Origin of the sequence: Rhodopirellula bahusiensis (genome assembly GCF_002727185.1) — a bacterium.
Lineage (GTDB): Bacteria > Planctomycetota > Planctomycetia > Pirellulales > Pirellulaceae > Rhodopirellula > Rhodopirellula bahusiensis.
In genome coordinates this window covers 105031-118050 of record NZ_NIZW01000013.1, presented here as the reverse complement: position 1 = coordinate 118050, position 13020 = coordinate 105031, and the positions used below count along the sequence as shown (strand labels likewise).

The 13020-nt window shown below is 54.3% G+C and carries 10 protein-coding genes; 3 read left to right on the top strand and 7 right to left on the bottom strand.

The annotated features are described in order from the left end of the window. Positions 1-9 precede the first annotated feature (9 nt). The gene (locus CEE69_RS17445; RefSeq protein ID WP_099261900.1) at positions 10-843 is read right to left on the bottom strand and encodes a DUF1853 family protein; all 834 of its coding nucleotides are present in this window, start codon (positions 841-843) and stop codon (positions 10-12) included. Continuing rightward, a complete protein-coding gene (locus CEE69_RS17440; protein WP_233215336.1) occupies positions 844-1467 on the bottom strand; it encodes a hypothetical protein in 624 nt (207 codons plus the stop codon). 375 nt (positions 1468-1842) lie between these two features. Here CEE69_RS17440 and CEE69_RS17435 point away from each other — a divergent pair, with 375 nt between their 5' ends. Continuing rightward, positions 1843-4146 carry a glycoside hydrolase family 2 protein gene (locus CEE69_RS17435; RefSeq protein WP_099261899.1) on the top strand — a complete coding sequence of 768 codons (2304 nt, stop codon included), beginning with the start codon at positions 1843-1845 and terminating at the stop codon, positions 4144-4146. 215 nt (positions 4147-4361) lie between these two features. After that, complete coding sequence (locus CEE69_RS17430; protein ID WP_099261898.1) at positions 4362-5846, top strand: sulfatase-like hydrolase/transferase; 1485 nt, start codon at positions 4362-4364, stop codon at positions 5844-5846. A gap of 181 nt (positions 5847-6027) precedes the next feature. Here CEE69_RS17430 and CEE69_RS17425 read toward each other — a convergent pair whose 3' ends face one another. Next, positions 6028-6198: a hypothetical protein gene (locus CEE69_RS17425; RefSeq protein WP_233215335.1), complete on the bottom strand. Its 171-nt coding sequence runs from the start codon at positions 6196-6198 to the stop codon at positions 6028-6030. 156 nt (positions 6199-6354) lie between these two features. Beyond that, a complete protein-coding gene (locus tag CEE69_RS17420; RefSeq protein ID WP_099261896.1) occupies positions 6355-7596 on the bottom strand; it encodes a DUF1559 domain-containing protein in 1242 nt (413 codons plus the stop codon). A 91-nt stretch (positions 7597-7687) separates the two neighbouring features. Here CEE69_RS17420 and CEE69_RS32065 point away from each other — a divergent pair, with 91 nt between their 5' ends. Continuing rightward, positions 7688-8023 carry a hypothetical protein gene (locus tag CEE69_RS32065; protein ID WP_143549278.1) on the top strand — a complete coding sequence of 112 codons (336 nt, stop codon included), beginning with the start codon at positions 7688-7690 and terminating at the stop codon, positions 8021-8023. Here CEE69_RS32065 and CEE69_RS17415 read toward each other — a convergent pair whose 3' ends face one another. The 3 genes from CEE69_RS17415 to CEE69_RS17405 form a co-directional block, all read right to left on the bottom strand. After that, positions 8024-9220 carry a DUF1559 domain-containing protein gene (locus CEE69_RS17415; RefSeq protein ID WP_099261895.1) on the bottom strand — a complete coding sequence of 399 codons (1197 nt, stop codon included), beginning with the start codon at positions 9218-9220 and terminating at the stop codon, positions 8024-8026. Between the two features lie 216 nt (positions 9221-9436). Beyond that, entirely contained in the window at positions 9437-9610 is a 174-nt protein-coding gene (locus CEE69_RS17410; RefSeq protein WP_233215334.1) for a hypothetical protein, read from the bottom strand. Positions 9611-9747: 137 nt separating this feature from the next. Beyond that, positions 9748-12708, bottom strand: a complete 2961-nt coding sequence (locus CEE69_RS17405) for an FG-GAP-like repeat-containing protein (protein ID WP_099261894.1) — start codon at positions 12706-12708, stop codon at positions 9748-9750. Between the last annotated feature and the right edge of the window lie 312 nt (positions 12709-13020).

Below are 13020 nucleotides of genomic sequence, written 5' to 3'. Positions count from 1 at the left end.
TAATTTCGCTTACTCGCCTGGCCAATCATCAGGCACGATGAAAAAGCGACTGAATGAAGGAGCGGTTGGCTCAGCTGCTTCCACAGAATTCTCACGTCTAGCTGCAAAGACGGGACGCTGATATTGAGCCATTTGGCGGTCGACCTCGGAGACAAAATCGTTCCAGTCCATCGCTGACGCATGTTCTCCATTTGCCGGGCAAGCGGACAGCCAGTACGGCTTTCTCAGTATTCGATATTCCTCGCTCGGATGGGCAAGCTTCTCCAGATCTCGGCGACGTACCCAAATCCCTCGCTCATGGTTGGCGGACATCCAACGAGGGAACTCCCGCACTGAGTGGATTCCCGGCGGATAGAACAAGCAACCTTTCATCAAGGCTTCACGAACAACGACGTCGTCTCGCACCTTTTTGCTGAGAGCCAATTGATGCTCGTACAAACGCGTCGTCTTTCGTTCAAACGAGTCGCTCGAGTTCGGTCCGACAAAGCGACTCCCCCGCAACGGTTCGTCAGGTAGGTAGAGATAGAACTTCACAGCAACCTCCCAGTGGGTTAGTCGACCGAGTTCATCCACAAACAAGAAGTCCATTTCGCCAAGCGTTCTGCCATCGACACGGACCTGTTCGCCGTGAGCAACAATCTCCACAGACCGAATGTGGATCAGCCAATACAGAATCAATCGCTCGAAATAGGGACCAACCTTCTTCGACAATCCCTCATTCATGAACGAGGTCAAACGCGGACGATCAATCTGTGCTGGCGAAATGGGTGAGTGCGTCGCACCGGGTGCAATCAACGAAGGACTGTTCACCACCCAAAGCAGATCTTCGGCGAATTGATTCAACTACTCGCTCGCGATGTCAGCTGGGATCTGACAGCTCTGCATCTTCAACAAAGCGCGTTTCAGACCTGGATAGATTCGAACGCCGACAATCGCGATCGCGAGCTCACCGAATGCGGCATGGCCAAAGTGTTGCTGGATTCGCGAAGCGACCTCTTCATCGACAGCACCACCACGCAGACAATTGAGAGTGTGTTCACGGACGTCCTTCAACTCCGTCGGCAATTTGTCTGACGATTCAACGATCTGCTGAATCAGCGCGTCAGAGACCCCAGCTTCTCTTGCCATCATCACATTCAGCTCGAGGCAACCACGACAATCCTCGACCTGCATCACGGTGATCGCGGCAGTGAAATACGCGTCCGCCGTCAGTTGGTCGTAGTGCATTGTCATCGGTCGAGCTGCCGCAAACCGACGAAACGATTCGGGCGACCGTTCGAACAACTCTTTCATGTAGTCGGCGTTGTACCCGTAAGCAGACTCGAAAGCTTCAATCTCAGTGAGCACCTCGCTCGAGTCCCCGACCGTCACATCATTCTTTGTCACGTCTTCAATCTCCAAACAGTGGTGATCCATTGCAAACGACAACGCGTCACCATCTTCGCTTGGCATGACGCACAAGGCCATCGCCCTAACCCAACACGCTGCCGATGGCTGCAGCTTCGGAAAGTCCCGACGCAGGCTGGATTGTCACCGCCGTTAGCGATGTCATCCATTCACCAGCGAAAAGCCGCTCCAACCTTCCAAGACCGAATCCTTTACTACGACCCGTTGTCATGCTAGCCTAGCAATCAGCTCACTCATCCGTTGACCGACCGGACGCAGGTCCTTTGCCATCCACGCAAAAAACAGAGTCTTTCGGAACCATTGAGCTGATCCCGCAACTTCCCCACCCCATCCAGCGAAATTTTGGCAACGCGAACACCCGGAAAACCCACTCAGTTTCTCCGTCACTCGATCAGTTGTCCAAATTTCGACCTCCTCCGATCCAAGAGTCCCCACATGCTCCATGTTGGTTCGAATTCCGTCTTGAAGCCGCTGATCCTCTTTGGCGGGTTTCTTCTCTCGCTCGCATGCCAGGTTGTATCTGCACAGGAGATCAACGATGACTGGAAATTTCGCCTGAGTGCTCCCGCCGACGGATGGCAGCAACCCGGCTTCGACGTTGCCGATTGGCAGGACGGGGCCGGAGGTTTTGGAACCCACGAAACCCCTGCCGCACGCATTGGACACGTCTGGGACACCGATGCGATCTGGCTTCGAAAGTCATTCAAGCTGGATTCCATCCCCACAAATCCCGCCTTGCTGGTGCACCACGACGAAGACACGCAGATCTACCTGAATGGGAAACTCGTGGCAAAGCTGACTGGCTACAGCACGCAATACCACACGCTTCCGCTTGAGCCTGCCGAAGCAGCAGCCCTTCAAGTCGGAAAAAACCTGCTGGCCGTGCACTGCGTTCAAAAGACAGGCGGCCAATTCATCGATGTCCACGTGGTCGATTCGCAAAACGTTCCTGAGCTTCCCAAGCCCGAACTCAGCACGAAGCCTTTCCAATCGGAGCTGATCACGAAGTGGGGATCCGAAGTAACAGCTGAGAACGTTTGGACCGAATACCCAAGACCTCAGCTGCAACGATCGAATTGGGCCAACTTGAACGGCCATTGGGACTACGCAATCACTCCGAAACAAACCCAGGCACCGACTGAATGGGCCGGCCAGATCTTGGTTCCGTTTCCATTGGAATCCAAACTCAGCGGCGTCCAGCGATTGCTCGATGCGGAGGAGACTTTGTGGTATCGACGCGAATTCGATTGCAGCAAGAAGGATGGCAAGCGAACGCTATTGAACTTCGAAGCAGTCGACTATCGCTGCGAAGCGTTCGTGAACGGTAAATCAGTCGGTTCTCACACGGGAGGCAACACGCCATTCTCATTTGATATCACGGACGCGGTTGAGTCTGGACAGAACGAGTTGCTCGTCCGAGTCGAAGATGCCACCGAAGAATGGCAACTACGAGGCAAGCAAACTCTGAATGCCCGCGGAATCTGGTACACCCAGGTCTCAGGAATCTGGCAAACCGTTTGGCTCGAAGAAGTCGCGACTCAGCACATTAACGATGTGAAAATTCAGACGGATGCCAAGACGGGATCGATCACGATAGCCGTTGATCAAACCGACGAAGGACCGATCAACATTCAAATCAAAGACAACGGCGATGTCGTTGCTTCCGGCAAAACGGATTCCAACTCGCTGACGCTGAAGATTCCCGACGCAAAGCTGTGGTCACCCGATTCGCCTCACCTTTACACAATCACAGCATCTTTGATCGGCAACGAAGGTGAGGTCCTGGACCAAATCAAATCCTACGCCGGGATTCGCGATGTCGGAAAAGCAAAAGATGCGGACGGCAATTGGCGATTCACGCTCAATGGCGAGATCATCTTTCACTGGGGCCCGTTGGATCAAGGCTGGTGGCCAGATGGACTGCTCACGCCGCCGTCAGACGAAGCGATGCTGTTCGATATCGAATGGCTGAAGTCATCTGGGTTCAACATGATTCGCAAACACATCAAGGTCGAACCGCGTCGGTACTACTACCACTGCGATCGTTTGGGCATGATGGTTTGGCAAGACCAAGTCAGCGGTGGCTCTGGCGAAGGAGCTTGGCCTAAATGGACGCGTTTGGATCCCAACCCATCCGATGCCACTTGGCCGGCCGAGCCACATGCTCAGTTCATGCGAGAACTCGAGTGGATGATCGATTCTTTGGAGAACCATCCGTCAATCGTTTGCTGGGTTCCTTTCAACGAGGCCTGGGGACAACACCTGACAATGGAAGTCGGAAAATGGACCGAGGATCGCGACCCTTCACGGCTGGTCAACATCGCCAGCGGAGGCAACTTCTGGCCCGCCGGTGACATCGTTGACGAGCATCGGTACCCGCACCCCGGTTTCCCGTTCGAACTCAACCAAAACGGGCGTTTTGTTGACTTCATCAAAGTCGTCGGCGAGTTCGGCGGCCATGGGTATCCCGTTGAAGGGCACCTTTGGAACGTCAACCGACGAAACTGGGGCTACGGCGGATTGCCGGAGACAAAAGCGGAATACAAAGACCGCTACGTGACCTCCATCAACAAACTAAAAGAACTTCAGCAAAAGGGGATCGCGGCCGGAGTCTACACGCAAACGACAGACGTTGAAGGCGAGATCAACGGACTGATGACCTACGACCGGAAAGTCATCAAAATCCCAGCGGAAGAGCTCGTCGAGATTCACGAACCTTTGTTGAACGCAAACGATTGATCGCAGCAATCGTTGCACAATGTCTTCATTCGCAAACGCTCGGATCTCTTTCGATCCGAGCGTTTTTCATGTCACGGAAGAATGTTGCACGTCGCCTTCCGCGAGGCGAGAATTGCGATGTTGATGTCACATCATCTCGAATCCCGGAATGAGAGACATTGATTCCCGCCAAAGTCCCCATCCAATTCCCACCCTCCCCACCGAGCCCTCTGCCCATGAAACGGTTCCGTCTTAGATTCCAGCAACGCTCTATATCCCAACTGCTATGGCATTGCTGCTTATTGTCGTTGATCTCAACCGTGTTTGGCCCACCAGCCTCGGCTTTCGCCGCGGATCAGCAGCGCCCGAACATTGTGCTCGTGTTCATCGATGACATGGGATGGGAAGACTTCTCATGCTTCGGCAATCACGACGCCCAGACACCTCACATCGATGGCATGGCTCGTGAGGGAGTCAGGTTTGAACAGTTCTACGTCAATTCGCCGATTTGCTCTCCATCGCGAACCGCGATCTCGACCGGGCAATACCCGCAACGATGGCGTATCGGATCGTTTCTCAGCAACCGAGATCACAACGAACGACGCGGGATGGCTCAATGGCTGGATCCCAAAGCTCCAATGCTGGCGAGATCGCTGCAACAATCCGGCTACGCCACCGGGCACTTCGGAAAATGGCACATGGGCGGCCAGCGAAACGTTGATGAGGCTCCCTACATCACCGAATATGGCTTTGATGAATCGCTGACGAACTTCGAGGGCATGGGGCCAAAGCTCCTTCCGTTGACGATGAAACCCGGCGACGAGGAACCCGGCCGAATTTGGGCGGACGCCGAGCGGCTTGGCGAAGGTTATCGATGGATGCAGCGTTCTAAGATCACAGGCGGCTTTGTCGATGCGGCCATTCCCTTCATCCAAAAAGCACGAGAGGCGAACAAGCCGTTCTACATCAATCTTTGGCCGGACGATGTCCACGCTCCCTTCTGGCCGCCCGTGGACCAATGGGCGGACGGCAAACGAGGCCTGTACCTGTCCGTTCTCGAAGAGATGGACCGCCAACTCGGCAAGCTCTTTGAGCTGATTGGCAACGATGCGAATCTTCGCGAAAACACGCTGGTCTTGATTTGCTCGGACAACGGCCCCGAACAAGGCGCCGGTTCCGCCGGCCCATTTCGCGGATTCAAAACCCATCTCTACGAAGGTGGAATTCGATCGTCGTTGATCGCTTGGGGTCCAGGCATCGTCAGCCGTGCCGGCGAAGTGGATCGAGCTTCCGTATTCTCAGCAATCGATTTGGTGCCAACGTTGCTTGAGCTGACCGACACCGAAAAACCGGAGGACGCATCCTTCGACGGCGAATCGATTGTTCCCGCGATCACCGGCGACGGCACTTCACGAACTTCGCCACTCTTCTTCCGACGCCCACCCGATCGCGATGCCTACTACGGCATGGACGACCTTCCAGACCTCGCAATGCGAAAGGGCAATTGGAAACTGCTCTGCGAATATGACGGTTCCTCCCCAGAGTTGTACGACCTCGATTCCGACCGCGGAGAAACCCAAAACCTCGCGTCCGAGCACCCCGGCACCGTTGCGGAAATGACCAAAGATCTTGTCGCCTGGCACCTAGCCATGCCAAAAGACAACGGCGCCACCTATCGCGAAAAACCTAAGAAGAAGGCTAGGAAGCCAGCGAAAAACTGAGATTCGCCGTCAGGCGGATCTCAATCCCTCGACGGTTCGACTGAAGAAACCGCACGCGCAAGAGGGATAAGGCTCAAACAAATAAGCAATTCTTCGGCGGTACCAGCCGATCGTTGAAACAAAAACAGCCGCCTTCGACATGCGAAAGCGGCTGTTCCGTTATTCTATTTCGCCAAAGCACTCAACGATAGTTGTCTTCATAGTCCGTCGTTTGCTGATTGGCCTGTTCTTCGTACGCTTGCAGTTCTTCATCCGTCATCGGGCCATCTTCGTTTTCGATCACGGTGTTGCCACCGGGTCCGCATCCGGTGAACAGCGCTGGCGACATGCCCGCGACCAAAAGAAAGATCAAGCTATGAATCCAAACTGCTTTCTGATTTTTTTTCATTCTTCTTGTTGTGGTTTAGGAAGGTTTGAAGTTTGAGACGGAATTGAAAGACCATCTCGAAGAGCTACACGAAAGACGGTGGAAACACTTCGAGACAGCCAAAATCGACGTTGCTAATTCTTAGAAATCAAACTCGTAAGTTTCTTTCCCGTTCCGAGTTCCCATGGCACCCCAGACTCCATAAGGCGATTCTGAACCTGGACTGTTCTCTTTCCAAATCACTTCCGCGTGCGAGTTTCCAGCGTCGATGCTGTCGGTGATGAACTTGACTGCACCGTCACCCAACACAACGTGGACGCCGCCTTGATGCTGACTGCTCGGAGGTGCGACTGCCCATGCGGAGTCGGAGCGGTTGGGCATAACCATTTCGCGGTTGGGAGGAAGGATCGTGTTGAACGCAGCGTAAACCGTTGCCGCATCTGCCCAACGGAAGCCACGTCCATAACCAGAGTTCAAGTTTCTCACAATCGAGTCAGTGGAATCCAACCAGAATTGTGGTCTCGCTGGATCTTTGGCACCGGTCGTGTCAGCCCAACCTGGATCTTCCCCAAGAGGACGGAAGCCAGGCCCAGTAGCAGCATCGGTCTTGATCGCACGTGGGTTCACATGCGTCGCCATTTCACCCAACATGATTGTGTTGCTCAGTCCATCCGTCACGTCGCGAAAACGCATTGCGGGACGTGAACGACCTTGCCCCAGACCTTTGATTCCGTTGACGGTTTGGCGGAACACGAAGAATCCACGCAGAGACTGGTTGACCTGATCTGCTCGTCCAGCATCCTCATAGAAGTAACCGTTGGAAGCGTTCAACGGTCCAGCATCAGCGTAGTGGAGACCATCGCCGTAACAGCATGCGTAGTTCGCACGCCCCATCGCTGGCGACCCGACACCTGGATCACTTGGGCAACGGAAAGTACCGATGTCAGTCATCCAAGGTGTGTAGTTTCGGTCCCAAGCGCGCGGTCCCATCGCGGGATAGTTGAAGGTCCCGTCGCCATCCGTGTCCATTGGGTTGCTGATTTGCTCCCACAAAGCCTGCTGTTCCACATACGGCAACATCGGAATCAACCAACTGATTCGACGCCCATTGCCAGCGTTCCCGTTCTGAGTCGCAGAACTACCGGCCGAGTTGTCAGTTCCACCACCATTGACTGGCAGGGAGTTGAACGCACTGTGGTAGTTGTGAATCGCGAGTCCCATCTGCTTCATGTTGTTGCTGCAACTCATTCGGCGGGCAGCCTCACGGGCCGCTTGAACGGCGGGCAGTAGCAACCCCACCAATACTCCGATAATGGCAATCACCACCAACAATTCGACCAGCGTAAACGCTTGTCGATCGATCTTCGATTCCGATTTGATCATTGATCAATCCTTCCGGTCTTAGAGAAAAATAACGCCATGCAGTTCGAAGATCGCCACGCTCACAACTTCGCTCGCTTGGCTCATTTCGAACATGCCTGTCGTTGAATTTCGGCTATCCGGCAGCCAGTGTCAAGCGACAACGGATCTCAGCTCCCCCTTAAACACAAAGTCCCTCCCAATCATCTGGAAAACAGGGGATTCTTCTCTGTTCGGGCCGCCTTCACTGACCGTCAATACCCTTTCGATTTCCCAACAATCCGCTGAAGCTTCTCCGCAGATGCCGCAGAAGCTTATCCTCGCGAAAACAATTGCGCCACGCTCAGAAGGCTCGCACCTGCTTCGCGAGCGCATGAAAAACCGCATGCTGCTAAAGCAACATGCGGTCAAGGTTTGGAAGCAGGCTGAGTGGATCAGATCACTGAGTTGATTAGAACTCAGAGTCGATGACTTCCTTCATGCCCTTGGTGCCCAAGGCACCCCACAGCCCGTACGGGCTTTCGCGCCCCGCACCACCGTTCGCTCCACGACCGTCTCCATTGTCGCGGCCATAGGCAACGTGGTCCTGGTTCCCGGCGTCGATGGACGAAGTGACAAATCTGACTGCCCCGTCACCCATCAAGATGTGAACACCACCTTGGTGGCGACTCGCGGCTGAATAGATCCCAAAGTTACCTTCGCCTCGACAGACGTTGTAACTGTTGGGAGGCCCAATCGTCATGAACGAAGTGTAGGTCGGGCGACCGTCTGCCCAACGTCGACCGCGTTGGTGGTTGGCATTGCCATCCCAGTTCGCGCTGTCGGACCAGAACTGCGGACGGGCTGGATCGATGACACCAGAAGTTGCCCAATAACTTGGCGGTTGATTGGCCACGTTTCCATCGCGGTGGATGGAGCTGAAGATCTCTCGGTTGCCGTTCCCGACAACGATCTCGCCACACAGAATGGTATTGGAAAGACCATCCAAGATATCGCGGAATCCGGTGAAGTTACGACCGTGAAACGCTCCGCGAGCCCAACGGTTACCGGCGGTTGCACCCCAAGTACCATCGCCACTGGGCTGACCGTTCCCGTCTTGGATACCATTGTGATGCTGTTCGAAGAACGCGTCGCCTGTGCAAGCAGCATAGTTCGAAAATGCAACCTGCGTGCCGGCTGGAATAACCGGATCGCTCGGGCATCGATACATCGGCACCTGAGTCAACCACGGTTGGTAATCCTCATTCCAAGGCGTGCCACCCATTGCCGCGTAGGTATTCGGCGGAGTCAACGCATTGCCATTTCGATCAAAGTTGAACGGGTTGGAAATGGTTTCCCACATGCCCTGTTGCTCAACGAAAGGCAAGATGCCGACCAAGAACGAGAGGTAACCGCGGTTGTGGGTGTAGTTATTACCCCCATCGATGTGCGTGCCACCTTTGTGCTTAGGAAGCTTGTTGTATGCCGAGTGGTAGTTGTGCAGCCCCAAGCCCATTTGCTTGAAGTTGTTGCTGCAGCTCATTCGTCGCGCGGCCTCACGTGCGGCTTGAACAGCCGGCAGCAAGAGCCCAACGAGTACTCCGATGATCGCGATAACGACCAGGAGTTCGACAAGGGTAAAACCCTGTCGAGTTTGATTGCTTTTCATAAATCGAAAATCCTAGAAAAGAAAGAAAAATCCCAAGGACATTCCAGAACGAAATCTTTGGAACGCCTCACAAAACACAAAAGAAAAGCGACAAAAGGTCACCTTCACAAAAGAAAGAACAACCGAGCGGACAACAAAGACGCCATCCAAAACCGGCCATTCCAATACAACTCTTTCGCCCTAGACCCCGACGAAAGTCGCAATCCAATACCAGAACTAGTTGCCGTACTGTTCTTGAAACTCTTTTTCCATCTGCGCGTCGTAGTCTGCCTGGGCCTGCTTCTCTTCTTCCGTCATGGCAGGAACCTCAGATGGGTCGTATTGGGCCTCCCCGCTCGATCCACATCCGAGCATCGCGATGCATCCGAGAGACGAAAACAGACAGAACACAAAGCTTCGGTACATATTGCTAGACCTAATAGTGGGGACAGCCGACCACCCAGGAAATTCAAAGGTTCACAATCCCACAAAAGAGAAACGGGACTGGGAGCGGTCGTTAATCGAATGGTAAGGCGACCTCACCAACACTATTGACTATAGCGAGTAGCGTTGATCACGCCAGAGCTTTCTAAGATTTGATACCGTTTGTTGACTTCTAAGGATTCGATGGTTTCTTTCAGGCCCGAAGGCCAGGAAATATCTATCGTGATAGCCCCATCGATTTCACCCAATCCGATGTGCAACAACCGCTGACCAGTACTCATATACCCCCCGCCTGCCAGCACAAAATCGGTGATCTCTCGAGACTCGCCCGCTGCCTCGTACGACACCGTCACCACGGCACCGACAGCAGCCTTTTCACTGGTTTTTCCAATAAATTCGAGCTGCACCGAGTCCTCCGAAGAACTGTCATTCCTCAGCAGTGCAACTGGTCTATCAAGATGACTTGCTAAGAGGTCGAGTCTCCCATCGCTGTTGTAATCCAATAGGGTGAGCGTTCTGCCTATTTGCTGAGTTTCAAAATACACCCCGCTCTCTTTGGGGTGCTCTGATACAAACCCCCGTTGTCCGCCTCGAAATAATTGCGGCAACATTTCGAACGGGACACTCTGAGACATATTGTTGAACAAATGGCCATTTAGGATGGCCAGGTCCAACCAGCCGTCGTTGTCGAAGTCAGCGGCTTGAGTTCCAAAGCCAGTCGTGGATCTCGAGGGCGTGTCCAAACCAAAAGCCAGCGCCTCATCAGCAAAGAAACCACCGGCCGTCTGCATAAATAGATTGACCGACTCTTGGTGAAAATTCGTCACGTGTAGGTCCAAACGCCCGTCTCGGTTGAAGTCGCCGGCGGCGATGCCCATGCATGCCTCTCCGATCCCGCTTCGCCCTACTGCGCAACCCGCGAGACCAGCATTCTCAATCATCGTGGTGATGGTGTCGGACTCTGTATGGGCACTGCCCCCTAACGATTCACCGCCGGTGGGAGCCTCGGAACATTTTGAGACCCAAAAATGGTTCAGGTCGCCGTCATTGGAAACAAAGAAATCGTTCCCACAGCGATCGTCAAAATTGCCAATGATGACACCAAAACCAAGCTTCGGCCGTTCGGCCATTGCCTCACAAACGGATTGCCATGGGCTCAAAGTCCCATCAGGCTTCATCTCATAGACGTAGTCTTGGGCAACGCGATAGCTTTGTGGCTGGCAATTATCGAACGGGGTCGAGCACATCACTTCGAAAGCCAGTGGATCGTCGATGTAGTTGATTTCCACCAACTCGGGCAGTGCATCGCCGTTCAGGTCGGCGAGTCCCAAACTGGATGTCCAGCGTTCTTCGTTTCCGTTGATCAGCTTGGGATCGATTTGGAAGGTGCCATCGCCTTGATTGATATAAACACTGTTCCGACCAATGTTCGCGACCAAAATGTCCGGGAATCCATCCTGATTCACGTCACCAACACATATTCCTTGCCCGAACCCACGATCGTCGGCACGGCAGGTCTCAGTCACCTCCTGGAATCGGCCGCTGGGTAGCTGCCGATAAAGCTGGTTTGGCAAAGAGTTCAGCTCGTTCGGATCACCTCCCGCACGAGCGAAATAGGTATCGCAGCGACCATCCAAGTCGTAATCCAAGGCGGCGAGCCCGACGCCGTTGGCTTGATGCAGATAGAACTCTTTGCCATCCGCCGGATATCCCGTCGTGAACTCAGTGTCGATCCCTAACTCTGAAGCAACGTCCTGAAACACGAGAGGAGACCGCGTGGACTCGTCCGCTGCACCATCAATCGCGATCGATTCGTTCAACGATGGCATCTCAAACGGGCTTGGCGTGAATCCCATTGAACGCTGCAGGCGAGCTTGTTGAGCCTGAAACTCGGTCGCTTGAGATTCCCACGCCAACAACGATTCACGACGTTGATCGAGTTCCGGCACCACAGCCGCCACCCGGTCGGTGAGTTGGGCCACTCTCATCAGCCAAGCCGCCGACTCCCAAGGCCGAAACCAACTCTGCATGCGTTCGGCAATCCACGCCGCCTGCTCGGCGTCAGCATCTCGCGCCAAACGAAAGACTTTGTCGAGATCGCCAATCCATTGACGCAGTCGGGGCAGCTCTTTGCTCCAACGCGAGTCCTCCGGCAGATGCTTCTCCGTCGTCGAGACGATCAAACGAAGTGCCGCCCGATTGGTTGGATCTCGCCGAAGCGTCTCAGTCCACGCATTGACGGCTTCTTCGTGCAATCCGCCGTGATCCAGCCACAACCCAATCGCGATCCAAAACTCGGGCTCGTCTCGCAACGTCATCGGTCGATTCACTCCAGCGATGCCGTCATCACTCGCAGTGACCGGTCCAACCTTTTTCACGTCCTCAGGCAGTTCCGCAATCCATTCTTGCAATCCGCTCCACCTCGCGTTTTCGGCCAAAACTCGACCGGTAAGTGCCACCACTGTTGAGTGATCGGGGTGTTTGCGACGAACTTTCATCAGCATGGATAGAACCTCGTCCACGTCAGCACGGGGCGAAAAATAGACCCGGCGAGCTTCCCCCAAACCGAACAAAGTATCTGGTTCCATGCCCGGCATCTGACCGTAGTTCACCAGCCCAAAGGGTCCGCTCAGATCGATAAGACTGAGCAATTCGTATTGCTGGATCACTCGCAAGCGAATCAGGTGTCGGACGTGATAACCGGCCTCGATGCGTCGCCCTTGAGCACTCAGCATTTGCGCCATCAGACGACGCGCCGTGATGTCATCCGGATCTTGCTCGATTGCACTTTTCAACAGTGATTCGGCTTCGGCAAATTTCGCAGTCCGGAGCAACTCGTCAAACTCTTTGGCCGTGTCGACTCGAGGAGGCTCCGCGACTGGCTCGGGTGATGCTTGGGGAGCCGGTTCGTCCGTCGAAGCAGCAATCGGCGGCTGACTGTTTGGCGAATCTTTTCCCGTCCCCGAACCACCACATCCGCCCACGAAGGAAAATGCGATTCCCAAGACAACGATAGGTGATTGACGCGAGAGCGTGCGATCGAATCGAACCGAAGAAAACTTCATCAATTTGTGTCGTGCAAAAGGGATGTCGAGGTGGAGTATCGGCGGCGGCCAATCCGCTATCTTAGAAGTAACGCTGTTCGAACGCAGTGCCGATTGCAAAACGCGTCCTTCAAAACGGCCTCATCGAGGCGTTCCAGCGTCGTGACATGTCGCGAAACTTGGCCGCGTCAATTGGCGATCTGACGTCCCGCTTCCGCATGCCCCAATCAACTCGGTATCTCTGAGTCCAAAGTGAGTCGAACCTATCTTGTCCTCAACGTTTTTGGCAACTGCCTCGCGTGTTGCCTTCTTTTGGGATGCAATGGGTCGGGG

What these genes read in the sequence shown, in the direction of transcription:
- CEE69_RS17440 (WP_233215336.1), bottom strand. Translation starts at nt 1,467, where the DNA reads ATGGCCTTGTGCGTCATGCCAAGCGAAGATGGTGACGCGTTGTCGTTT.
- CEE69_RS17435 (WP_099261899.1), top strand. Translation starts at nt 1,843, where the DNA reads ATGCTCCATGTTGGTTCGAATTCCGTCTTGAAGCCGCTGATCCTCTTT.
- CEE69_RS17430 (WP_099261898.1), top strand. Translation starts at nt 4,362, where the DNA reads ATGAAACGGTTCCGTCTTAGATTCCAGCAACGCTCTATATCCCAACTG.
- CEE69_RS17420 (WP_099261896.1), bottom strand. Translation starts at nt 7,596, where the DNA reads ATGATCAAATCGGAATCGAAGATCGATCGACAAGCGTTTACGCTGGTC.
- CEE69_RS32065 (WP_143549278.1), top strand. Translation starts at nt 7,688, where the DNA reads ATGCCTGTCGTTGAATTTCGGCTATCCGGCAGCCAGTGTCAAGCGACA.
- CEE69_RS17415 (WP_099261895.1), bottom strand. Translation starts at nt 9,220, where the DNA reads ATGAAAAGCAATCAAACTCGACAGGGTTTTACCCTTGTCGAACTCCTG.
- CEE69_RS17405 (WP_099261894.1), bottom strand. Translation starts at nt 12,708, where the DNA reads ATGAAGTTTTCTTCGGTTCGATTCGATCGCACGCTCTCGCGTCAATCA.